Raw genomic sequence first — 23,231 nt, 5'->3', positions numbered from 1 at the left:
GTGGACAACAAAATTACTACCCTCAAATGCATGTTGTTGTATCATACCTGCATTAGTGGATAGGGGCATAGTGGGTGATAAATGTAATGATGCGTTGTGTCAGATCGTCACTATCTTTATCACCAAAGATTGCCGTACCATGTAAGGCGTTTTCGTAAATATGCAATTCTTTAGGGTTTCTGGCAATAGAATACATATGGGTCGTATCATCTACATATGTATCATATCTACTATTCACAAACAGGGTAGGTGCTTTGATAGCTTTTACATCATCATCGGTAACATTTGTGGCAAAGGCTTCAGGTGACGAAAGTGTAATCACTGCTGCGACACTGGTGTTTGCTGCCACCTTTAGCGAGGCAGTGCCACCCATGCTTGAACCGAGCAAGACTATCTTCGTTGCTCCCTGTTTTTTCACGAAGGCAATCGCCGCCCGCAGATCTGTCGCCAGGATTGAAGGATCGCTTGTTCCTTCGGAGTCACCATTGCCCCGAAAATCGTAAGCCAGTACCTGATAACCCAGTGAGGCCAGGTGTTGAGGTATACCACTTTCAGCCCAGATTGTCTTATTGGTGTGCAGTTCATGTGAGCAGATGACAAAAATCTTGCCGCTCCCATAGAGCGATCCTGCCAGATTGATATTATCAGAGGTCTTAAAATGTACCAGATGGGATGCTATCTGAGGTATAGTGGCTGTCGGTGTGACACCAGGTGTCGGTGTGGATTGAGGTGTCGCAACTGCGGCCGATTGAGATGGTGTTTCTGATGTGCAGGCAGCAATGCAAAGCAAAATAAACATGAGCAACAACAGGCGAGATAATTTCATCTTGATATACCCCACTTTCATAGGATCATTGTGGTTCAAATTAGCAAGTTCAGTATAATGATCAGATATAAATATGTCAAGAATAAATGTGTTGTGCGCGTAAGTAAGGCGATCCAGAAGCCTGGATCGCCTTACTCTATTTTGTCCGAAAAAGACAAAATAGTTCATAGATTGCTCAGATTGAAATGAGGGCAGATAGTAACTATGTCGCTTTGCTTAGTTAGAGCTTTGGAGCGGTTCCACTACTTCCTGGACGAGGCGCCGGACAATATTTTCAGGATATGGTGGTCGGATATTAAGGACGATATGGTTGACTCCAGCCTCTATATAACTTCGTGTCTGTTCACGTGTCTCTTCCATGTTTGTGGGATTGATAGCGACCTGAATGGAACGCGCGATCTCGGCGGGATTACGTCCTATCTCTGCACAGTGCTGGTCAAGAATAGCATTTTTGTGTTTGAAATCCTCGACAGATCCTCCTGCCATGTTCCAGACGCTAGCATATCTGGCAACAATACGCAGAGTGAGCTTTTCACCGCCACCGCCAATAACAAATGGTGGATAGGGTTGTTGTACAGGTTTTGGTTCACAGTAGGCATCTTTGATTTGATAGTAACGGCCATCAAAAGTCGCACCTTTTTCAGTCCACATACGCTTGATCACTTCACACGCCTCTTCCAGACGATGTAGGCGCTCGCCGGGCTTATAGAGGGGAATTCCATAGGCGCTGTGCTCGGCCTCATTCCATCCGGCGCCAATGCCAAAATCAAGTCGACCTTTAGAGATGACATCGATGGTGGCGGCAATATTTGCCAGTACCGTTGGATGACGATATGTATTGCCTGTGACCATGAGGCCGAGGCGAATACGTTTTGTCACGGCCGCAAACGCAGCCAGTACCGTCCAACCTTCAAGACAAGGACCGCTCAATTCGCCGGAGAGAGGGAAGAAATGGTCGAAAAGCCAGGCATGCTCTAATAGTGGTTCCTGATCTGCTGCCTGCCAGATAGCCAGCATATCCTCATAGGTTGTCCATTGGGGGCGGTTTTTACACCAAAACTCAGGTGAGCCATAAATGCATACTCTCCTTCGTATAGTTATTGATATGACGTTACTTTCGTGTTTGACCCTTTCAGTCTACCCCCATCTTTGCTCGTTCTGCAAGCGCCAGCTGCGGTACTACGCAAGCCAGGATAAAAAATCTCCTCTAGCCTGATGACAGGTAGAGGAGATGGAAAGTGCTCAGCTCTAGATGCGCTCAAGTGGCTCAAAGCCTAAGACGCGGAGGACATTGTTCATGGTCTGGGCTGTAGCCTGAACCATGAAGGTGCGGAAGGCTTTGACTTCTTCATTCGTCTCTTTCAACATCGGTGGCGTGTGTTCATAAAAGTCACTGAAATGGGCGGCCAGATCATAGGCGTAAGAAGCGAGTAGCGCTGGTGCCATTTGTTCAGTATATTCTGCCAGACGACGTGGATAGGCATCGATGTGGCGTAATAGATCCCACTCGCTCTGTTCGAGCTGTTCTGGCAACTGTTCGAGCTTGGCTGGAATGGTATAGCCTGAGTCCTGTAAGCGACGGCGAATGCTGTTAGCACGCGCATAGGCGTATTGGAGATAGACGCCGGTGTCGCCATTTGGGCGCAAGACCTCATCCATATCCAGGGCAATAATCTGTTGTAAGTTAAAACGAATCATAAAGTAGCGGATCGCTGAGGACGCGAGAATGGCTGCGGTTTCGTCAGAGAGATCAGGCTTGTTGTTATTCCTGGCGACCTCTTTCATGCCCTCGATGGCGGCATTAATCAGATCATCAGCCTTGATCTCAATGCCTTTACGGCCAGACATCGCGTAATACTCGCGACCATCTGAGGTATCAATACCCAGGCGTGCAGCCGTTGATGCGGAGAGGGTCACGACCTCATAGGCCAGATGTCTGGAGTTGTCAGCCTGTTCTTCATAACCCAGGCGACGTAAGCTCTCGTAAACCACTTGCTGCAGATAGGACTGGCGAACATCGATGACATTGACGACCTTGCGGGCATGGCCGAATTTTGTCGCTGGTGCCTCATCCGTGTTTTGTTTTAACGTGGCATCGTTAGGTGTGCGCATCGTCCAGAGCTTGCGACCATCGTGCTGGATACCCCAGGGCACAAAATGGAAATCCACCCCAAGTTGATCAGCCAGGCCAAATTTCCATAACTGGTAGGCAATATCTTTGGCGGTATAGGTGGCAGTACCATCGCTGCGGACCAGAATTTTGTCGCTGTTGCGATCGCCTTCGCTGGTCTGGCTTTCGCCCTCACCAAATGGCAAGATCCAGCATCCGGCCGCATGGCCGCTCTCCGGCTTTTCCAGCAGGCTGCGCTCTTTGAGCATCTCAAAGGTATGTTGCCATAGACCTGCGCGGAGAATCGCCGACTCCCAGGGGAGTACATCATAGGAGATATTGAGGCGAGACATCGTCTTTAAATGGGCCTGAACAATTTGATGAGAGATGTCGGCAGCCATCACCGGGTAATCAGGGCCTGATTCAGGCTCTTCTCCATGCTCGATTGAGTGAAGCACTTCTTTACGTAAACTGGCGGCCATCTGTCCCAATTCGGACTCTTTATCATCATAAATTTTGCTGATGGTGGTATAGACACGCGAGCAATAATAGTCAAACGACTCATCAGGCTGTTGCTCGTTGCCGCCGGCCAGTTCAAACAGGCCACGTTGCAGCATAGTAAAGCCAACCACGACGTCTGCTACCTGTACACCCGAGTCATCAATATAGTTGTCAGCCTCTACTTGATAGCCCTGGGAACGCAACATACGTACCACGGTATCACCAATACATGAGTTACGCAGGTGACCAACGTGGGCCGCTTTATTGCTATTAATATTGGTGTGTTCGACGATAACTTTGGTACCGATACTGACTTCGTGCTGTCCATAATCGGGACCCGCTTCGAGCACGCGTTCAATGATACCCTGACCAACCATGGGGCGGTTCAGGCGGAAGTTAAGATAACCCGGTTTAGTGGCAGTAACTTCCTGGACAATGGACTGTGGTTGTGCCTGAAGTATTGTTTGCAGCGCCTCCGCGATTTTCAGCGGGGGCGTTTCAGCTTGCCAGACCAGGCCATAACCGGAATGGAATAATCACCAAAGCTGGCTTGTGCTGAAAGGCGTAAATCGATAGGTAGTTGGGTCGCATCAAAATCGATCTGTTCTTGTTGCAGGAATGTTGCGACCGCCTGTTGCATAATACCAATAAGATATGTATGAATATCTTGTGGTGTTGTTTCGGTCATAGAATGTGCCTCACTAAATACTGTCATCAAACCCTCTCTTCAACCTGAATGTTGAAACTTACTATATCGTAGGTTATGCCTTATGGTCAAGCGCCTACAGGGGAGTGCTGTTTCCCTCACAGCGGGATCTGTTGTGCATGAAAGAAGGGCAGACATGTACCGTCTACCCTTCTTTTTTGTGTCATGTTATGGTGTCTGAAGGCGTTGTTCAGGCGTCTAATGTACTGATGTCGCCAATGGGCTCACCCAGTTCTCTGGCACGAATCACGCGGCGCATGATTTTTCCTGACCGTGTTTTGGGAAGGCTTGGGGTAAACTCAAGTTCCTCTGGTACTGCCAGGGCACCCACCGTTGTGCGCACATGGAGTTTAAGCTCTTTGGCCAGTTCATCAGATGGTTCAAAGCCATTTTTGAGGATCACAAACACTTTTACATGTTCGCCTTTAAGCTCATCTGGCTTACCGATTGCAGCGACCTCAGCAACAGCAGGGTGACTGACCAGACTGGATTCGATTTCCATCGAACCGAGGCGATGGCCGCTCACCTTGATGACATCATCGACACGACCCTGAACACGGATAAAGCCTTGCTTATCAATCGTGGCCGCGTCACCGGCAAAGTACACATTGGGAGGGTCTCCCAATAGGTGCGATAACGATTCGGGTCACCATAGATAGTCCGCATCTGACTTGGCCAGGGATGGCGGATTACCAGGAAGCCACCTTTGCCCAGGCCAACCGACTTACTGTTTTTATCGACCACATCCGCTTCAATTGTTGGCATTGGCCGGGTTGCGCTCCCGGGCTTTAAAGGCTGAATAATAGTTGGACTAATCATGATCGAGCCGGTTTCTGTCTGCCACCAGGTATCCATGATTGGCAGTGTATCCCGTCCGATATTGTGGCGATACCACATCCAGGCCTCTGGATTGATTGGCTCACCAACTGAGCCTAGTAAGCGCAGATGTGAGAGATCATGTTTGGCCGGCCATTCTTCGCCAAAGCGCATCAGACCGCGAATGCCCGTCGGTGAGGTATAGAGAATCGTGACCTTAAAGCGCTCAGCCACACTCCACCAGCGATCTGGATTTGGATAGGCCGGAGTACCTTCAAACAGAACGCTGGTGACGCCGGTCATCAAGGGTCCATAGATAATGTAGCTGTGTCCTGTTACCCAGCCAACATCTGCCGTACACCAGTAGATGTCGTCATCTTTAATATCAAAGACAAATTTGGTCGTGGCATAGGCGCCCACCGAGTATCCACCCTGTACGTGTACGACACCCTTAGGTTTGCCTGTGCTGCCACTGGTATACAGGATATACAGAAGATCTTCGCTATCCATTGGCTCGCAAGGCACCACAGTATCCGCAGGAATATCGGCCAGTAAATCATGCCAGTAGACGTCGCGTCCCTCTTGCATTGGAGCATCGAGTTTCTGGCGATTAAAGACAACCACATGTTCAATGGTGGGTGTTTCCGCCACAGCCTCATCACAGATTTGCTTCAGCTTGATCAACTTACCGCCACGATAATTACCATCCGCCGTAATCACCATTTTGGCTTCGGCATCGATAATGCGATCGCGTAGCGCACTGGCAGCAAAGCCACCAAAGACGACTGTGTGTACCGCACCCAGACGAGCTACTGCCAGAACCGCAATGACTTGTTCAAGTACGGCAGGCATATAGATGGCGACTCGATCACCTTTCTTAATGCCCAGCTTTTGCAAGCCTTTGGCCAGGCGATTGGTCTCGACATATAACTGCTCATACGTCATTGAGCGCGTCTCGCCGTCATCGCCCTCCCAGTGAAACGCCACTTTATGGCGCACATCAGTCTCCATATGGCGATCCAGACAATTATAGACAATGTTGGTCTTGCCACCAACAAACCACTTGAAGAACGGTTTATCCGTCCATTCAAATGTCTTTTGCCATGGTTCAAACCAGTGAAGCTCTTTTGCTAGATCATCCCAAAACTCGTAGCGGTTATCCAAAGACCACTTATAAAAAGCCTCGTAATCATCGAAACCTTTCGATTTCATATAAGCTGTGATATTTGCGTTTTCTACCATTTCCTGGGTAGGAGGGAAAATACGTTCTTCAGATAAAATTGAATCGGTGTCTTCAAACAGATTATTGCTCATACCAATGTATCCTCCTCAATACAAAAGGGCTATCCGGAGATTCATACCAACCATTGATTTACATCATTGTAGAACAGGTGGTGTTCGGATTTCAACGTCCGTGTCCAATATACTTTTGCTCTTTGCCTGTGGATAGATATCCAACTGGTCGACAAAAGATACATCGGGTGATGTGACACACACGCTTTCAGTTATCCTTTTCTATTATATGCAACGAGGCAGGGTTTAGAAAGAGTGTATCCGCCTCGTCTCTTTTCTGCTACTAAATTGTCCTCTTCCCCGGCAATTCTAAGTATAACATTATTCTCACGGTATTGAGTGCATAAGCAGACGCTTATACTTGACGTAGGAGCTTTTTTTGGAGTACGATAGCAGCGATTAGTAACTATAGATACAACCAAATCTCTTTTTCTAGTGGGAGTGCACACATGCAAGAGCATGGAGTCATGCGTTGGTTACAGCTAACCTATAAAGTACCCAGTGAGCCTTCACAGAAACGCGTGTGGGTCTGGCGACGGCTACAGAATCTGGGTGCCTATGCCCTGCAAAACTCAGTGTACCTGTTGCCGTATTCTGATGAGGTTGAAAAGATTTTCCGCCAACTGGCCAATGATATTCAAGAGATGGGTGGCGAAGCCAGTATTTTCTCGGTCGTGGCACTAGATGTAGCCGATGAACAACGTATTCTGCATGCGTTGTTAGATTGTCGCAACGCTGATTACAATAAAGCGGTGAACGTTTGCGCTCGTTTCCTCAATCGTGCAGTTACATTAGTTGAGAAACAAGAATGGAATGAGCAACTCCAGGCAGAATGTTCAGAGATCCTTGAAAAGGTTCATCTTTCCTTCCGGGCCGCCAAGCGCCATGATGTACTTGGAGCATATACCGCCATTGCACGAGCGTCTGCTGCTGAAGCCATTGCTGTCTGTGAGCAAGTTTTCCGTGTCTTGCAAGTGCGCGAATTTACTAAGGCTCGCCGGTTGCTTGAAATGAATTATGAATGGATCTATCTACCAACTACAACTGAGAAAGAAATTTCTCCCTGCTCTGGCCAATCAGAACTAGCTAGCGATGAACCTATCTCAACCCGCAGTGCACAGAACTAAAAAATATCTGTAACTAATAATAAGCCATTGTGAACGCGATATTACTATTTGCCAGAAATTTATGTCCTATACCATAGCATTTTAGGACCTTATCGTGTACACTCAAACTAACTACAACGAAACCTTTCACTGACACGTATATAATGTAAATTATAATGTAGTTTAAGTAGGTCACCCTCCTACTTTTAGGACATCAGGGGGAAGGACAATGCAAAGACCAAATCAAAATCGACGATCAAGTGGTGCAAAATCTATAGCTATTGATGAGCGAGTAAGATATTTGCGTTATCGTCTGTATATGTTGATTACTCTACTGACTGGTGCTGGATTTGCTCTTGTCCTCCACCTCATTTCTGGTCGCTAGCTGAGCAAGATCGGCCCACCAGAGACTATTTAGATGTCTCTGGTGGGCATTTTTTGTTTTGGATCCTGTATCAAAGTACCAGATTATCAGTTGGATAGCCCAAAAACCTTTTTCTGTCACACTTTCGTGAAAGCAGCGATTATATTAAGAGCGAGGTATGTCTGGGTCGACCCATTTTGTGTGAAATTTTATGAGTTGTGGCTGATAAGATGGATATAGCAGGTATAGAATTATGTCCAGAATGGGATGATAAAAAACAAGAAACTATTAATTCAAGAGCAAAATGTGAAATAGTTCATAGTTTTATGGTGACCTACACCGCATACTAAAAGAAAATGTCATACAAATAAAAAAATCTTTCTGAGCGAGACAAAAACCGCATGTTTTGTATTACTCTTTGTAGAGAACTGATTCAGGAACTCTCATTGGATACCAGAACCAAATGAATGTAGTGGAAAATGAGACTCAACTTGTAGAGGATGCCTGTCACGGCTCGCTTGATGCTTTTGAGTCTCTCGTAAAACTTTATGAGCCGCGCATCAGACGAATGCTTTACGGTATGACTCAGGATGTCCAACTCACGCAAGATCTTTGCCAGGATACTTTTCTGGCTGCCTATCGTGCTTTGCCACGCATGCAAGACAAAGATTTGCGCTTTGCTCCCTGGCTATATCGCATTGCACTTAATCTGGTTCGTAGTGAATGGAGACGCCATAAACATATCAAAATAGTTCCTTTTGCAACGCCACCGGGAAATGATGAGCATATCTTTGAAGATCAACAAGGCGAGGATTACCTCGTTAGTGATGAGCATTTCGAAGAACAGGTGATGCAACGGGAATTGGTTCGCCGTACCCTGGCACAGTTACCAGAATCCTCGGCTATGTGTTTGTTATTAGATGCCGAAGGATATTCATACAATGAGATTGCTGAAACATTACAAGACTCGCTATCGGCTGTACGTAGCCGACTATCGCGTGCGCGGCAGGCGTTTCAACGCATTTATAACCGTCTCGATCAGGAAGGAAGATGATGAAGGATAGGTATCCTGACCCACATAATTCTAATCTCCCGCCATGTTCTTTTAGTGCTCGTTGTGTTCAAAGCATCGATGAGATCGATAGCTTAGCGGCGCTGTCTTTTCCAGGCCGTTCTGGTGCCGTGGATGCTTTGTGGAACCGATCACGGGTTAAGCAGTTGCATGAGCATTTGCTCTTCTGTGAGACATGTCGGATGGCGGTTACGAACGCCCGTAGGTTACGTGATCGGCAACGTTATGGCTTACAAGACTTTCTGACTGAAGGTGAGACTGTAGTACCCTCGACGACTGCCTCTATTCTGATCGCCTTACAGGATGAACCACATCCAACCCTTTCTGAAGCATATGATATGCCTGTGTATGCAGATACACCAGTATTGAGCTCGCTAAAAATAAATAGTCTTGCACGTTCTCGATGGAATACAAGCTTTTTCTTAATCCTGACAGTAGCAGCTGTTGTGGTTATTGGTTCACTCTACATTTTTTCACATTCTGGTGTTTATTCACCTGTCTCACAAAATTCCTCTGCCGGTCAGATAGCAGGTGGCAAGAATGCAGCCATAAAGAAGAACAAGCATCGGTTAATAAAATTGCTCAAAACGCCTGGTTGGTCTGCTGTTGTAATGACCCATCCTTCAGGAGACGGTAAGAACCTGGTTGTAGAAAACTATGACCCTATCCAGAAAAGATCGTTCACACTTTTTACTTCCTCAAATACCACGGTTGTCGATGGTGTCTCTCATGAGGGGAGTAATTTAATCTATCATACTTATGATAAAGAATTACAGCAAACAGCCTATAATTTCCTTTCTGGCGAGCAATATTATTTTACCGGTCGTGGCTTAAACGCGGTCTGGTCGACCGATGATCAGGCAGTTTTTTTGAGTACCGACAATGGAGCGCTCTGGAAAATCAACACCAGTCAGCACAATATTCCACCAATCAGGTTGCCGCAGTCAATATATGCGGATCAACTGGCTTTTTATCGCAATCATTTCTTATATTATGTGCGTGGCTATACCCTTTGCCGGATCAATGTGGATGACAGTCAAAGTATTGAGCAGCAAGTGGTGTTTGAGGCTGCTTCCAGAGTGTTTTGGATGGATCCAATCTCTGAAGACATTTATTATGTCAAAAAGAACGCGACCCACCCCGACATATACAAGCACCAGAGTGATACTGCGGCTAGCAGCGATCTACCGATGCAGTCGAATGGTATTCCCATTGGCTACACAAAAGATGCACCAAATGTCTGGACCATTATGTATGTAAGCTGGAATCAAATGACTGGCGGCTTTGATATTAGGAAGACCTCTTCGACGCAGGTGCTTTTTAGCAATATTGCGAATGGTAAAGTGCAGGCGCTTTGTGATGGTGGAACAACACGAGGAGCTATTTGTGATAACAGCCTGGCACTTTCGCCCACCGGACATACCCTGTTGGTCGGTGGAGCTAATAATGCTCACGAATACCAACTCTGGTCGATTGATCTGGATACCAACACACGGACTGAGTTAGAAAATCCTGCTGGTAAAAAACCAGTGCAGTTGATCGGGTGGGATAAATTCAGCGTTAACTGAGTTCAGCGTTTCAAAGTTATCAGAGGAGTTCCTCCATCAAGGAATGACATGTATTTTTGATGGAGGAACTGACAGCGCTTAATGAGCTTTAACGACTGCTATGTTTAAACCATCAGTATAGTCATTGTCGTTGGCTAACACGATGGTGGTTAAACGTGGATCTTCTCGGGTTAACTGATTATATTGCACCAGACCAATAGTATCGGCATCCATAGTAGCTGTTTGTTGAAACGCTACGCCATCGCGCACACAGTTATCAGCGATAATGATGCTCCCTGCGCGACTGAGTTTAATCGCCCAGTCTAAATACTGGGGATACGACGCTTTATCCGCATCGATAAAAATAAGATCAAAGGGTCCTTCAGTGGTAAGGGTAGGTAAAAGATCCAGGGCCGCGCCTACACGCACCTCGGTTCGGTCACCTACGCCGGCATTGGCAAATGATGCGCGTACCACTTCAGCATGCTCGGGATTGATTTCTAGTGTAATCAAGTGACCGTCGGTGGGCAAGGCACGTGCTAACCAGATGCCACTATAACCAGCGAGTGAACCAATCTCTAAAATCTTGCGGGCCTGACAGGCCGTGGCAAGCACCTGTAATAGCTTGCCCTGGATCGGATTGATCTGTATTTCTGGGAGGCCAGCATCTCTGGCCGCCTGTAAAGCGCCCTGTAAACCTGCGTCTTCAGGAGCAAAGAGGCGTGAAATGGTAGACTCTATCTGATGGCGCTGTTCCGCTTGTTGTTCGGACGTAGCTTCTGACATAAAATGAGTTGCCCTTCTTTCAGCTATACAAGCAATTTAATCAAAGTGCTTTAGTGATGCATGTTCCTCATTGAAGCATCGGCGCTCCTTTTTATCATACAACATTTTTCTTTGAATGCTGAAAGGGATACATGCGCAGCATAAGCGGCATGTATCCCTTTCACTTGTATAGGACTGGCTAGAAAACTTTTACCAGACTATCAAACTGAGAATGTTTGTGCATGCCAACACTGGCGTAGAGTTGATGGGCACCTGTAGCATTTGTAGCATTCACATCCAGCAGAAGACGCTGCATTCCTCGTTGATACGAGGCAGCGAATACTGTGCGCATTAACTGCTGAGCAATGCCTTGCTTGCGCCAGGAGCGGCGAATAGCAACCTGCCAGATGAAGCCCTCGGCATTCTCTGGATAGACACGACACAATGTTGTACCAATGATCTGATTCTCTGCTACCGCAACATAAAGCATGGTTGGATCAAAGCTTGTGCTTTTCACAAACACATTTTGATACCAATCATCATAAGGTCGATACGGTTTGCCATCGATATCAGGAAAGGCTTCAGCAATCACTGCATAGACGGCTTGCTCCTCCTGTCCCTGTACAAACGGGCGAATGGTAATACCGGGTAAGACCTGGCTTGGTTCTGGCTCTTTATCCAATTTGATTTCCATCCGATAGTCACTCTCCTCAATTGTGAAGCCATGCCCAACTAGTAGAGCTGTTTTTGTGGGAGTAAACCCCCAGGTGTAGAGGCGGCGTGGAGTTTCTGGATTGGATTCCAGTAAAGCCCGCGTGCGTTCATCAGCGAACTGCAGCAGATACCGGGCAATGGGCAAATGCTGATAGGTAGGATGCACATTTGTATGGACATCTAACATAACGCCTCGGAGAGTAACAGCAACACCGGTATAGCCGATAAGATCTCCGCCGGCATTTGTAATGGCACATGCGTCCCGGGCCAAATCCAACTGTTCATTGTCCCAGAGCTCATAGACATCCTCAATGGTAGTATCACTCTGACCTGTTTCAGCTATGTCTGCTTGCTTATTAAGGTCAGTAATTGCGCTTGCGTCCTCAAGATGGACCTCGCGAGCGAGTAAACCTGCTGGTAGCGTAATTGTTGTCATCTCGAAATGCTCCATTTCTGTCATCAATAGGTAGGATCCCATGGGGGAATCCCGTATACCTGTCTTGCATAAAAAAGCAGGCACAACTCTGTGTATTCAGCCCGAGCATTATTGATGACAGACGAGGAGTGACAGGCAGCAACAGGCTCAATGTGAACACGCAGGAGATGTGCCCATGGCCTGACCGGTCAACGAACTATGCGAGGAATTCACGTTTCAGGTTGTATGTATCATGTACTGTAATGCATGACGTTGCAACCTGAAAAAGGGCATAGTGAGGCTATGGGCGATGATGAGTCGCTCGGGTGCAAAAATGCATAGCCGGCAACCACAGCGAGCGAACAGATGTTTATCTTTCGCCTTTGCCATAGTCTATCACTAGCCCCTTTCAGTTAAGTAGATGAGTATTTCAAGAAAAAGATTCTTCAGGAAAAGATCCATGTTAAGCTTAACATGAACTAGTACTTCAGGTCAACGCCTGGCTTTGATAGTTGTCTCTTTTTTCAATGACTGTTCAACTGCATCTAAATCAATCGCTGCATGACATTCCTGAAAGATTTGACGACTTTCGCTGATATAGTCCATTCCCTGTTGATAGATATGACTTTGTGTATCTTGAGGGAATGGATGTGCCTGGCGATATTGCTGTAACAGGAGGGAACCATAGCAAGCAAGTGTGCGTGCATAGTCGAGTCGTAGATCATGCTGTTGACAAATCTGGCGTGCTTCCTCAAAGTAGGTGAGTGCCAGCCCCAACCATCCACGAGCGTGGAAGATACGACCTAGCAGCCGATAAGCCCGTTCGATAATACGTGTCGTCTCATAATCCTGGGCATCCTTGAGTGTCTGTTGCGCAATCTCCTGAGCGGTATCCAGATCCCCCTGTAAAAAATGCACCAGGGCCAGTGAATGCTTGGCATCGATAATAGTTTCAATTTCCATCCCCTCGTAAGCGATGGATTTTTGTAAGGTAGTTTTAGCACGGGCCAATAGTTGTGTGCGACGTTTCGCATTCTCCTGGTTTTCTGGCAACTGCCGCATAGCAAGGGCTTGTGTGATTCTCAGATCAGCAAGCCCAACCAGGGCAAAGCGTATACAGCGCGTACTTCTGATAGCCCGGCTGGTGACAAGGGCGTATTGTATGTCGTTGGTGGCTGCTTGTAAATTGCCCAGATCTGTATGTACGGATGCCAGGGAGTTACAACACCAACTGATATGTTCTCGATCATTGATCCGTTCAGCCAGTTCCAGACTTTGTTTATACCAGGCTTCAGCCTCCTGTAATGCACCTGAGCGCTGAGCGACGTCGCCCAGATTATGTGTGACAAACGTCATATTTGGGAGATCACCACCGCGTTCAGCCAATGCTAGTGCGCGACGCATATACATGCGACCTTCATCATGTGAGCCTTTGACGATGTTGACTGCACCCAGATTTCCGCACACACGCGCCATTTCTGAGATCAACTCACTACGCTCATAGATACTCAATGCAGTATGGAGATGATCCATCGCACTGTTCACTTCGCCCAGGCTCGCGGCCACGATTCCCAGGCGTTCATGGGCATAGCCAACCTCAAGCGGATCGCCTGTGAGGGCTCGTTCGATGCGGGTGAGCGAGAGATCTCTTGTATGTTCCGGCGCATGAACAATACTTTCTAGCATTGTTAACGCTTCCTGAAGATATCGCCGGGCTTGAGTATAATCACCTTCTAAACGTAAGAGTGCGCCATACTGTAGATGGAGGCAGGCCCAGGCCGCACCATCAGTAATACCAGCCTCGAGCATGGTTGTTTTTCCGCGCTCATAACAACTATAGGCAGTTTCATACTCGCTCATAAAGGTCCAGGTATTGCCAATTTCACGCCAGAGCATGGCCTGGATTTGTGCCTCTTGTTGTTGTAGTTCCGGGTGACGGGGATCGCTTTCAGACAGATCTCTGGTCAAATAGCTTTGGAAACGAGTGCTGGTACGTAAAAGGAGTATATATTCATACACCTGACGTCCTTCAACAAAATTGCCAAGGACAATACTACATTCAGCAATACGTTCCAGGATACGGCAGAGATGGAGGGGCTCATCAAAGCGGAGTTGCTCAATATCCTTATGAATGATTTGCTGGATATATGCATGAATATCAATATGAGCTGCCATGGTAAAGTCATTGCCGCTTAGCGCTTGAAAGACCAGGCTATAGTATTGCTGTGCTTCAGTATAAGCTGCTAAGGAATAGGCTTGATTACCAGCAAACTCAGAATAATAGGCTAAGGTTTCTGGATCGCCACCACCTTTGCTTAGATGGTAGACGATCGTGGCAGCTACTTTCTCAGGTTGAGTACCTGAGGTGTTTTTGATTGCCTCGGCCGCTCGTCGATGTAGCTGAGCCCTACGTGCAGCTGAGAGGCGACTATAAAGATGGCTGATAATTAATGGATGCCAGAAATGGTAAGTGATATGTGCGCCGGTGCCTTCTTCAATCAATAGACCAGCGTTCAGCGCTTCGTCAAGCAAATCCAGGACTGTATCTTCATCCGCATCATTTGCCATAGGTAGCAACTGGAGCAGTTCAAACGATCCACCAATAACTGTTGCCTTACCCAGCAATTGTCGACATCCGGGACTGAGTCGGTCTAGTCGACGCTCCAATACAGCAGCGATTGCTTCAGGTAATGAGACAGTCGGGCGATTGAGTTCATTGTCAGGTTGATTTGAAGTTTTTATGGTTGAGGTGTGTGCACGATAAGCCGGACCATTTGAGTTCGCCAATTTATAGTCAGGCAATGGATTCAAGAGGAGGTCCTGGTCAGTATCCTTATTGGTCGTATCGACATAACGCGCTAATTCTTCCGCAAAAAATGGATTACCAGCCGCTTGATTTTGAATACTTTCGACTAAATCCTGTGGCACATGTGCCACAAGAGTAGCAATTTGAGTAGACGTAAGTGGAAGTACCGGAACAACCACCACTGCTTTTTCACGTTGGAGATCAGCGATCAATGAACGTAGTTTATGTTGCGGGGTAAGTTCTGCATCGCGGCAGGTCCCGATTAAGAGTACTGGTTGATCCTGAAGATGATGAATCAAGTATGTGAGTAAATCAATACTGCTATCATCAGCCCAGTGTAGATCATCCAGGACCAGGAGAAGTGGATGTTGTTTGCTGAATCCACTGATTAATCCCAGAGCGGCTTCCCAGAGGTTTAGCCGTTCTTGTTCATGTGAGATAGGAACTGCAGACATGTTCGCGCTATTGGATTGGCGGAAGATTTCCAGGTCGGGCAACAGGGCACTCAAACGTTCTAATTTGAGGGGCGATGTTGCCCATTCGCGAATAATAGTATCAGTTGGCGTCTCATTTCTACGTTTTACAAGATCCGCAAATGCCGATGTGCTTTTAAAAAGAGTACGTAACAGATCGGTCCAGGGGTGATAAGGAATCGAGCTTTCCTGCTCATAAGAGCGACTCCAGGCCACAGTCCAACCGTCTTTATATGCTTCCAGACTGATTTCTTCCGCCAGGCGCGTTTTGCCGATGCCTGGTTCACCACGCAATAAAATAAAGTGGGGATGTCGTGTACGTAAACTGGTTGCAGTGATTGGATAATGTTGTTCGGTTGATGGTTGAGTGGTGGCTGTTGCCGTTTGTTTCTGAACAGAATCCATAACCTGACGGATCGTATGGAACTCGCGTTCACGTCCGATCAAGGGATTTTGATAGTGACGACCCAGTTGAAATGTTGGACGTGTAAAAGATACATCTGGTGATGATGGCGCGGCTTGAGGTTCCGGGACAGGCGCGACTGGCTCTATTTTTTGCGTGTAGTGTGTAGGCACATGGCCTTTGCGCAATTTTTCATAAAGCTCTGTTGTTTCTGGTAGAGGTTCGCCTTCATAATCTCGTTGTAATAACGTTTCATGCTGGCGATAGATTTGGAGTGCTTCCCCACGGCGATCTCGTTGTGTCAAAAGCATCATCAAATGTTGAAGTGCTGTTTCATTCGTAGGATCTGCCGTGCGTAGCCGATCCAGAGTTTCAATCGCACTGACGTATTCCTCATGTTCGGCCTGGGTCTGCGCTAAATTAAGCAAAAGGCCCACCCAGCCACGATGCAACGCATCTCGACGTTGGGCAGCCCATTCTGAATACAGTTCCTCTAATAAATAACTACCACGATAAAGTTCTGCCGCCTCTTCTTGTAGTTGTCGGATGCGCACTGGATCGGTAGATGTATCTGCTTCTTTGATCAAGTTCTCGAAAGCTTCAGCATCCACCCAGATATCCTGATGACCGGCCAGTCCCAGGACATCTCGTTCCAGACGAAGCAGGCGTGAATCTGCTGGACGCGTTAAGTCAGGCTCAAGCATCTGTCGAAGTTCGTGTACAGCGCCATTGAGCCGATTTGCAGCGATCCCGATCTCGAGATCAGGCCAGAGTTGATCCATTACCTGTTCGCGACTCAGGCGGCGGTTTGGACTGCTAAGTAAGCAACCCAGTAGGGAACGGGCGCGACGGCGGTGCCAGAGACGTCCATCGATGGTCTGCCATTCTTCGTTTTCATTTTTACGATCAATACGAAACTGGCCCAACACATAGACACGTAGCGCGGGTGTCGCGGTTGGAGAAGACAACGAAGAAATAGAGGTAGCCATATTAGCTGAAGCCTGCTCAAGTTTCACCGCATCTGGTAACGTCGCCCCGATATACTTGCTGACAGTACGCCCATTTTCACTCCAGTATGCGTACCAGTATGGTCCATGTCCGGAGCCTTCCTTGCATTTACGGCAGCGCTCTTTGCCGCAACGAGTGAATTGTTGGCGATAGGTAACTTTTCCTGTCATTTTATTTGCCTATCTGCCTGTGAGACACATTTAACTGACTAAATACCTGCTATAGCTGAAATGATATATGTGTGACATCAGATCTATTATAACCTAGTTTATATGAGCCCGACAATAGTATAGCCTATCTGCTTAAAGCATTTCAGTATTTCTGATTTGTTTCTTGTTTGAAGTTTGATTATAATCAAACTTAGAATCCATTCAGATAAGTGGGAGGAAATATATGCCGCAGGATCCAAAAAAGCAGCAAAAAGCTGTGATGAAAAAGCGCAAAAAAGCTGCCCAGCACAAAGTGTCAGCAAAAGCCAACCTGACCTTTTCGAAAGAAGGCATGCTACGCGAGGCACGCTCGTTACCCTTATTGGAATGTTGGATTAGCCAGAGCTGGCAACAAGATGCTCCTGGTCTGGTGCAGATTATTATTGCCCGCACCCAGTTGGATCGAAGAATTTGTTTTGGTTCATACCTGGTGGATAAGTTGTGTCTGGGCCTGAAGAATACGTTTGTACGTACAGATTATTCACAGCGGGATTATGAGAGAGAAATGGAGCGTTTCCAATCGCGTATGGAGATGCAACCATGTTCACTTGAGTTGGCGCAGCAAATGATTTATGCTGCAATTGACTATGCAGCAAAGTTTGGTTTTGTAAAGAACTGCCGGGGCTGGCAATTTTGATACAATGATGCCGTTTGCTGATTTTTAAGCCATATTGGGAGCTGTTCCAGATACAGCTCCCAAATAATTATCTTTAGACTGTTTGGACACTATCCACCTATCTCGTGGGGGAGCATAATCAATGTAATTGAATGTATGGCTACGCCGTCGGTATATTGTTCTCGCTCAATGACGTATAAATTTCTAACAGGTGTCCATCAGGATCACTCAGGTGGGCCGTGCGGGCTCCCCAGGCCGGACGGTCTTGAGGCGCAAACACGGAAGTCGCGCCGCGCTCAACCAGTCGGGCATAAGTCGCGTCCACATCATCGACCTGGACATTGAGTACGACCTGACGCTCGGCAGGTGAGTTTGTGGCAGGGACTTCACCAATAGAGTTCACAAACTCATCCCGGCTCATGAGTTCAATCCCTGTCTCTCCCAGTTTGAAGTGTGCATAGCCCATGCTCTCATCGCTATAGCTCACTGGTAATTCAACAACATCTCGCCAGAATTTAAGTGAGGCGGCAAAATCGCTGACCAGCAGACGAACACAGATAAGTTTCATTTTTTGCTCCTTTATTTTTGTTGAAGTAAGAGTCGCTTTGACTACGATTTTTCGATTGATGGTAAATTTTCAGGATTGGGAAGTCCTGATTGATCACATCTCTGGCAGTATAGCAGGAGTAGAGGTAACAATCGATCCTAAATTCGAAATTCGGCAGTAGTACCTGACTATATCGCCACTTTGCTGGTAGTAAGAAGGCACCAGCAGGTGGTATAGTTTTCATAGGGAAAGACACAGGAAAATCTCTTTGTAATGATCGGTATCGCGTAGATAGATGCTCAAGTTGGTGGTACACTAGAGTAATCATTTACTCCTGAAGTTCTTTGCCACTTCGATTGCCCAAAAAAGAATAAGCAATTGCTGTGTATGGCTGCCGCGAGAAAAGGCAAGGGCTGCCTGGATCTGGGAATGCAATTGGATAGCTATGTATTTTCTTGCTGTTAGAAAGAAAAAGAAATTTGATCTATGCCAAAACTTGAAGGTTCAGTTGAAAATATCGTTTTCCACAATGAAGAAAATCAGTATACTGTAGCCCGTTTTCGTTTAAATGATCGCGGACGCCTTTTTCGCGATGATTTAACAACAATCGTAGGCGTGTTACCTGGTATTCACCCTGGCGAATTGTTGTCCCTGGAAGGGGAATGGGAGAGCGATCCACGGTATGGTCGTCAACTGAAAGTTACGAGTTTTGTGCAACGCCTGCCCGCTTCTACTGAAGGTATGGTGCGTTACCTCAGTTCAGGCTTTATCAAAGGGATTGGGCCTAAGAAGGCACAGGCGATTGTCGATCATTTTGGTGAACAGACGCTGGCCATTATTGAGCAGCAACCAGAGCTGTTGACGCAGGTCAAAGGGATTAGCAGCAAGGATTGTGAGCGCATTGAGAAAGCCTGGCTGGAGCAGGAAGATGTCAAAGAACTCCATTTATTTTTGCAGTCGCATGAAGTCTCGATGAGCGTAGCCACGCGGATCTACAAAGAATATGGCCGTGAGTCGATTCGTGTGGTGCGCGAGAATCCCTATCAACTGGCAGATCACGTCAGTGGGATTGGCTTCCGCACAGCAGACGATATTGCTGTAAAGTTAGGTTTGCCACAGGATAGTCTGGCGCGGCTCGCGACGGGCTTGAAGTATGTTTTGACACAGGCAGCCAACGAAGATGGCCACTGTTTTCTCCTGGAGAGCGATCTCATTCGCCGTGCTGCACATATTCTCGAAGTACCTTCTGAGACTCTCCAGGGTGCAATGGAACAATTGCATTCGGAGCAAGATGTGTTTATTGAGCCACCAACTTCATCATTGGAACCAATGGCAAGCGAAAAAAAACCAGGAACTACCTCAGAGGAGATAGGTGAAGATGACGCTGATACGTTAGAGTCGTCCAGTGCACTGGAGTCGCGCATCTATTTTGGACCTTTCTGGTATGCCGAAAATGGTTCAATGCGCTTATTGCGTATACTACGCAACGCGCCCAGTTGTCTGCCACCTACCTCACAAAAGCAATGGGAAATCGTCTTTGAGCGTCTCAGTCAGCAACGTAAGATGGAATTGACCGAGCGGCAGCGAGAAGCAGTGCAGGTCGGATATCAGCAAAAAGTCTCGATTCTTACAGGAGGTCCTGGTACGGGTAAATCCACCTCATTGCGGGCTTTGCTGATGCTGTTGCGTACGCGCAAAGTCGACGTTGCACTGGCGGCCCCTACCGGACGTGCAGCGAAGCGGCTAACGGAGGCTACTGGTGTGCAGGCCAAAACCCTGCACCGACTGTTGGAATATGCCCCACACGACAATAGTTATCAACGCAACGAAGAGAATCCTCTACCGTTTCAATTCGTCATCATTGATGAGTTCTCAATGGTGGATATTCTCCTCTTCTATCATCTGCTCAAGGCTCTGCCGCGTACCAGCCACCTTTTACTGGTGGGTGATGCCGATCAATTGCCATCAGTGGGACCTGGAAACGTTCTGCGCGACCTTTTACGTAGCCAGGCCATTCCAGCCGTCCGCCTGACTGATCTATTTCGTCAGGCTCAGCAAAGCCGCATAGTTGTGACCGCCCACCAGATTAATCAAGGTATTGTGCCTACGCCTAAAATTGAAGCCCATAGCGACTTCTTTTTTATGAAGGAAGAAGATCCTTTCCGGGCTCAGCAACTGGTTTTAGATCTCGTGCAGCGACGGCTACCGGCGAAATATCACTTTAATCCTATCTCAGATATCCAGGTGTTAGCCCCTATGTACAAAGGGCCGTTGGCGTCAAACTACTGAATGAACGCCTGCAAGAACAATTGAATCCTTCAGCGTCAGCACAGGTTGAGTGGGGTGATCGACTCTTTCGTGTGGGGGATAAAGTGATGCAAACCAGAAACAACTACGACAAAGGGGTCTTTAATGGTGACGTTGGCTTTATTCGGCGCATTGATCGCGAAAATCTCGTGGTCAAAGTAGAGTTTGCTGAAGAGGCTGGACCGCTACTGGTCGAGTATGACTTTCATGAACTGGACGAACTGGTGCTGGCCTATGCCGTGACTGTTCATAAGAGCCAGGGCAGCGAATATCCTGCTGTCGTTTTACCACTGGTGCGTGAACACCGCATGTTGCTACAACGTAACCTGCTGTATACAGCTATTACTCGTGCCAAACGCTTCTGTGTCATCGTTGGTCAGCCATCCGCTCTGGAATATGCTGTCCATAATGATCGCGTGGCATTGCGTAATACTGGTCTGGCTGAACGCTTACTGGAACTACGTCGCAATCCCATACAAATATCAGGTTAGCCTGACTCAGATTGGAATAAAGTTCCCTCTCGATTGTGTTTTTACTAAAAGAATGTAAAAACGTTGTGCATTGCCATATCAGCATTTTGGATTGAATGTTATAATTGGTGAACGGAGTGGGGTGCACTTTGGAAGACCTGATACTAAACCCCTCCAAAGAGGAGAAGATATGAATCGTCAAGAAGCCATTGACTTTCTGCTAGATCATTATGAAAATCCACGCAATCAAGGTGAAATTGAGCATCCTGATGTCAATCTGAATGGTGGTAATCCTGGTTGCGCCGATGTGATTACCATGCAGGCACGTTTTGGTGAGGATGGCAAAGTGCAAGAGATTGCCTGGGATGGTACCGGTTGCACCATTAGTCGCGCCGCTGCTTCGTATGTGACTGAGATGGTACAAGGCATGAGTGCCGAGGAAATCGAAAACGTGACCTTTGAGGATCTGATGGATCAACTGGGTCGCGAAATCGTGATGACACGTCCAACCTGCGCTACTCTGGCGTTAGGTACACTGAAAAAGGGCGTCCACGAGTTTGATATGCGCCAGCGTGCCGATAAAGCGGACTATTCGCACCATCAGCACTGATCGTGAGTTGCGATGGTTGCCGATGCATTCATCCCACTAAGCTTCGGTGTTACCAGCACCAATTACAAATTATATCTATTGCGCCAGTCGGCTAGAAGCATCAAGGCCCGCTGGTGCAATTTTTTATGCGCGGGATCATTGAGCCAGCGACTGACTCCTGAAGGATGGGGAAGAGGTAAGAAAAGCGTGCCATCTGCATCAATATAGGAACCGATGCAATCCTCAAGTTTGATTTTGCCGCAGAATGCTTCGATTGCCATGGTGCCAACCAGCAGGACGACCTTTGGTTGTAAGATGCGCAATTCAGCATGAAGGTATGGACGGCAGAGGGCTATTTCCGGGGGGAGGGTTTGCGATCACCACCACCGCGTGGATTGCGACCTGGATCGCAGCGAGTCAGAGAACTCAAATACGTATGGTCATGGAGATAGCCAGGAGGAAAGCCGGCGATTTCCAACCAGGATTGTAAGATGCGTCCTCCAGGCCCGCTAAATGGCCGATCCTGCGTGACTGAGCGATGGCCGGGTGCCTGTCCAATTATCAAGATACGATCGCTTGCGCGCCCACTTACGATCGGATGAGCGACAGGAATATATCCACGCGCCTGGCAGAGACGGCACTGACGAATACATTGCTGTAGATCAGCCAGTGCCTCGATCTTATCTACCGCGGGCTGGCTCTTCAAGATTTCCCTCGTGATATTCTTCAACTAAGCTCGGCTCATGGAACAATTTTGTTATATGTCGATACTGCCCACCATAATAGAGCAGCGGATCTTCTTCATGGTGTGTATGTTTGCCATTATTGTTCACAGCTGGAATATTATTTTCAGTGCGACCCTCGCTATCTACAAATGCTGTCTGTTGAGGTGTACCCATCGCTTCAACCTGACCAATAAAGATCACATGATCCCCACCGGGATATTCTGCCACGATCCTTGCGTCGATAAATGCTAATACATCCGTAATGATAGGAGCGCCAGTTGCGACAGTATAATGTGGAGCATGACAGAAATGTTCAAAGCGTTCCGGGCTATTTGTCGCAAAGCCGCGTGACCATTCCTCCTGGGCCTTCGTCAACATATTGACTGCGAAGATCTTACTTTCTCTTAAAAGAGGGAGAGTATTGCTATTTTTATCAATACAGATAAGAACCAGAGGTGGATTTAAAGAAACCGAACAAAATGAATTTACAGTAAGGCCAGCAAGGACCCCATTGCTATTTGTTGTGACAACCGTAACACCGGTAGCAAAGCGCCCCATTACTTGCCTGAAAAGTTCTTTTTCAATCGCCATTTATTAGTCCTTCAAGTGGAAACATACAAAACATAGGAACTCCATTGGCTCAGCGCCGAACGCAGTGGTCGGTTCCTTCCCCTGCATCTCAAACGTTGTATAAAAAAAGTTTTATTGTGCCAGGGCGACTACTCTTCTTGTTAAAAGTATCACCCTTTCATCTGGCACTTGTCAACTGGCCTTCTGTACAGGTTCCTCTATTTTAGGAGCATAGTAATTGCTTGACTTTGTAGATTGGTATCGATATACTCT

At 47.3% G+C, this 23,231-nt stretch carries 18 protein-coding genes and 1 pseudogene; 7 read left to right on the top strand and 12 right to left on the bottom strand.

All coding sequences use genetic code 11. The features are described from left to right. Positions 1–52: 52 nt before the first annotated feature. The 5 genes and pseudogenes from KDW_RS00720 to acs all read right to left on the bottom strand — a co-directional run bounded on the left by KDW_RS00720 (position 53) and on the right by acs (position 6,273). The gene (locus tag KDW_RS00720) at positions 53–826 is read right to left on the bottom strand and encodes an alpha/beta hydrolase (protein WP_162004842.1); all 774 of its coding nucleotides are present in this window, start codon (positions 824–826) and stop codon (positions 53–55) included. 216 nt (positions 827–1,042) lie between these two features. Then, positions 1,043–1,843: an LLM class F420-dependent oxidoreductase gene (locus tag KDW_RS00715; protein ID WP_151754192.1), complete on the bottom strand. Its 801-nt coding sequence runs from the start codon at positions 1,841–1,843 to the stop codon at positions 1,043–1,045. A gap of 231 nt (positions 1,844–2,074) precedes the next feature. Further along, entirely contained in the window at positions 2,075–3,814 is a 1,740-nt protein-coding gene (gene argS / locus KDW_RS00710; protein ID WP_151754191.1) for an arginine--tRNA ligase domain-containing protein, read from the bottom strand. Between the two features lie 107 nt (positions 3,815–3,921). Beyond that, positions 3,922–4,152 (bottom strand): hypothetical protein, encoded by a 231-nt coding sequence (locus KDW_RS00700; RefSeq protein WP_162004841.1) that lies wholly within the window; start codon positions 4,150–4,152, stop codon positions 3,922–3,924. A gap of 181 nt (positions 4,153–4,333) precedes the next feature. Then, a pseudogene (acs, locus tag KDW_RS00695) lies at positions 4,334–6,273 on the bottom strand (acetate--CoA ligase). 428 nt (positions 6,274–6,701) lie between these two features. Between acs and KDW_RS00690 the strand changes: the two are divergent. The 3 genes from KDW_RS00690 to KDW_RS00680 all read left to right on the top strand — a co-directional run bounded on the left by KDW_RS00690 (position 6,702) and on the right by KDW_RS00680 (position 10,362). Then, a complete protein-coding gene (locus KDW_RS00690; protein ID WP_151754189.1) occupies positions 6,702–7,379 on the top strand; it encodes a Chromate resistance protein ChrB in 678 nt (225 codons plus the stop codon). 806 nt (positions 7,380–8,185) lie between these two features. Then, positions 8,186–8,776: an RNA polymerase sigma factor gene (locus tag KDW_RS00685; RefSeq protein WP_151754188.1), complete on the top strand. Its 591-nt coding sequence runs from the start codon at positions 8,186–8,188 to the stop codon at positions 8,774–8,776. Then, complete coding sequence (locus KDW_RS00680; RefSeq protein ID WP_151754187.1) at positions 8,773–10,362, top strand: hypothetical protein; 1,590 nt, start codon at positions 8,773–8,775, stop codon at positions 10,360–10,362. The genes KDW_RS00685 and KDW_RS00680 overlap by 4 nt, the downstream gene beginning before the upstream one ends. A gap of 78 nt (positions 10,363–10,440) precedes the next feature. Here KDW_RS00680 and KDW_RS00675 read toward each other — a convergent pair whose 3' ends face one another. From KDW_RS00675 to KDW_RS00665, 3 genes are all read right to left on the bottom strand, one after another. Then, on the bottom strand, positions 10,441–11,127 hold the full coding sequence (locus KDW_RS00675) for an O-methyltransferase (RefSeq protein WP_151754186.1): 687 nt from the start codon (positions 11,125–11,127) through the stop codon (positions 10,441–10,443). Between the two features lie 178 nt (positions 11,128–11,305). Continuing rightward, positions 11,306–12,256, bottom strand: coding sequence for a GNAT family N-acetyltransferase (locus KDW_RS00670; RefSeq protein ID WP_162004840.1), 951 nt, complete (start codon positions 12,254–12,256; stop codon positions 11,306–11,308). Positions 12,257–12,727: 471 nt separating this feature from the next. Continuing rightward, on the bottom strand, positions 12,728–17,095 hold the full coding sequence (locus KDW_RS00665) for a DUF6788 family protein (RefSeq protein ID WP_151754184.1): 4,368 nt from the start codon (positions 17,093–17,095) through the stop codon (positions 12,728–12,730). Positions 17,096–17,318: 223 nt separating this feature from the next. Between KDW_RS00665 and KDW_RS00660 the strand changes: the two genes are divergently transcribed. Next, positions 17,319–17,771: a hypothetical protein gene (locus KDW_RS00660; RefSeq protein WP_151754183.1), complete on the top strand. Its 453-nt coding sequence runs from the start codon at positions 17,319–17,321 to the stop codon at positions 17,769–17,771. Positions 17,772–17,910: 139 nt separating this feature from the next. Here KDW_RS00660 and KDW_RS00655 read toward each other — a convergent pair whose 3' ends face one another. Next, the gene (locus KDW_RS00655) at positions 17,911–18,318 is read right to left on the bottom strand and encodes a VOC family protein (RefSeq protein WP_151754182.1); all 408 of its coding nucleotides are present in this window, start codon (positions 18,316–18,318) and stop codon (positions 17,911–17,913) included. Between the two features lie 465 nt (positions 18,319–18,783). Between KDW_RS00655 and recD2 the strand changes: the two genes are divergently transcribed. The 3 genes from recD2 (at position 18,784) to KDW_RS00640 (ending at position 21,684) form a co-directional block, all read left to right on the top strand. Then, positions 18,784–20,586: an SF1B family DNA helicase RecD2 gene (recD2, locus tag KDW_RS00650; RefSeq protein ID WP_151754181.1), complete on the top strand. Its 1,803-nt coding sequence runs from the start codon at positions 18,784–18,786 to the stop codon at positions 20,584–20,586. 20 nt (positions 20,587–20,606) lie between these two features. Continuing rightward, positions 20,607–21,095, top strand: a complete 489-nt coding sequence (locus KDW_RS00645) for an ATP-dependent DNA helicase (RefSeq protein WP_151754180.1) — start codon at positions 20,607–20,609, stop codon at positions 21,093–21,095. 169 nt (positions 21,096–21,264) lie between these two features. Continuing rightward, positions 21,265–21,684 carry an iron-sulfur cluster assembly scaffold protein gene (locus KDW_RS00640; RefSeq protein WP_151754179.1) on the top strand — a complete coding sequence of 140 codons (420 nt, stop codon included), beginning with the start codon at positions 21,265–21,267 and terminating at the stop codon, positions 21,682–21,684. A gap of 62 nt (positions 21,685–21,746) precedes the next feature. Here the strand turns inward: KDW_RS00640 and KDW_RS34725 are convergent, their stop codons facing one another. From KDW_RS34725 to KDW_RS00625, 3 genes are read right to left on the bottom strand one after another with little or no spacing between them, the layout of a single operon-like run. After that, positions 21,747–21,986: a uracil-DNA glycosylase family protein gene (locus KDW_RS34725; protein ID WP_162004839.1), complete on the bottom strand. Its 240-nt coding sequence runs from the start codon at positions 21,984–21,986 to the stop codon at positions 21,747–21,749. A gap of 29 nt (positions 21,987–22,015) precedes the next feature. After that, a complete protein-coding gene (locus KDW_RS34720) occupies positions 22,016–22,369 on the bottom strand; it encodes a uracil-DNA glycosylase family protein (RefSeq protein WP_162004838.1) in 354 nt (117 codons plus the stop codon). Beyond that, positions 22,344–22,979 carry a flavin reductase family protein gene (locus KDW_RS00625; protein WP_151754176.1) on the bottom strand — a complete coding sequence of 212 codons (636 nt, stop codon included), beginning with the start codon at positions 22,977–22,979 and terminating at the stop codon, positions 22,344–22,346. The genes KDW_RS34720 and KDW_RS00625 overlap by 26 nt, the downstream gene beginning before the upstream one ends. Positions 22,980–23,231 lie beyond the last annotated feature (252 nt).

This window comes from Dictyobacter vulcani (genome assembly GCF_008974265.1).
Taxonomy (GTDB): Bacteria; Chloroflexota; Ktedonobacteria; order Ktedonobacterales; family Ktedonobacteraceae; genus Dictyobacter; species Dictyobacter vulcani.
The sequence above is the reverse complement of the archived record's forward strand: the minus strand, read 5'-3'. Positions and strand labels throughout refer to the sequence as shown.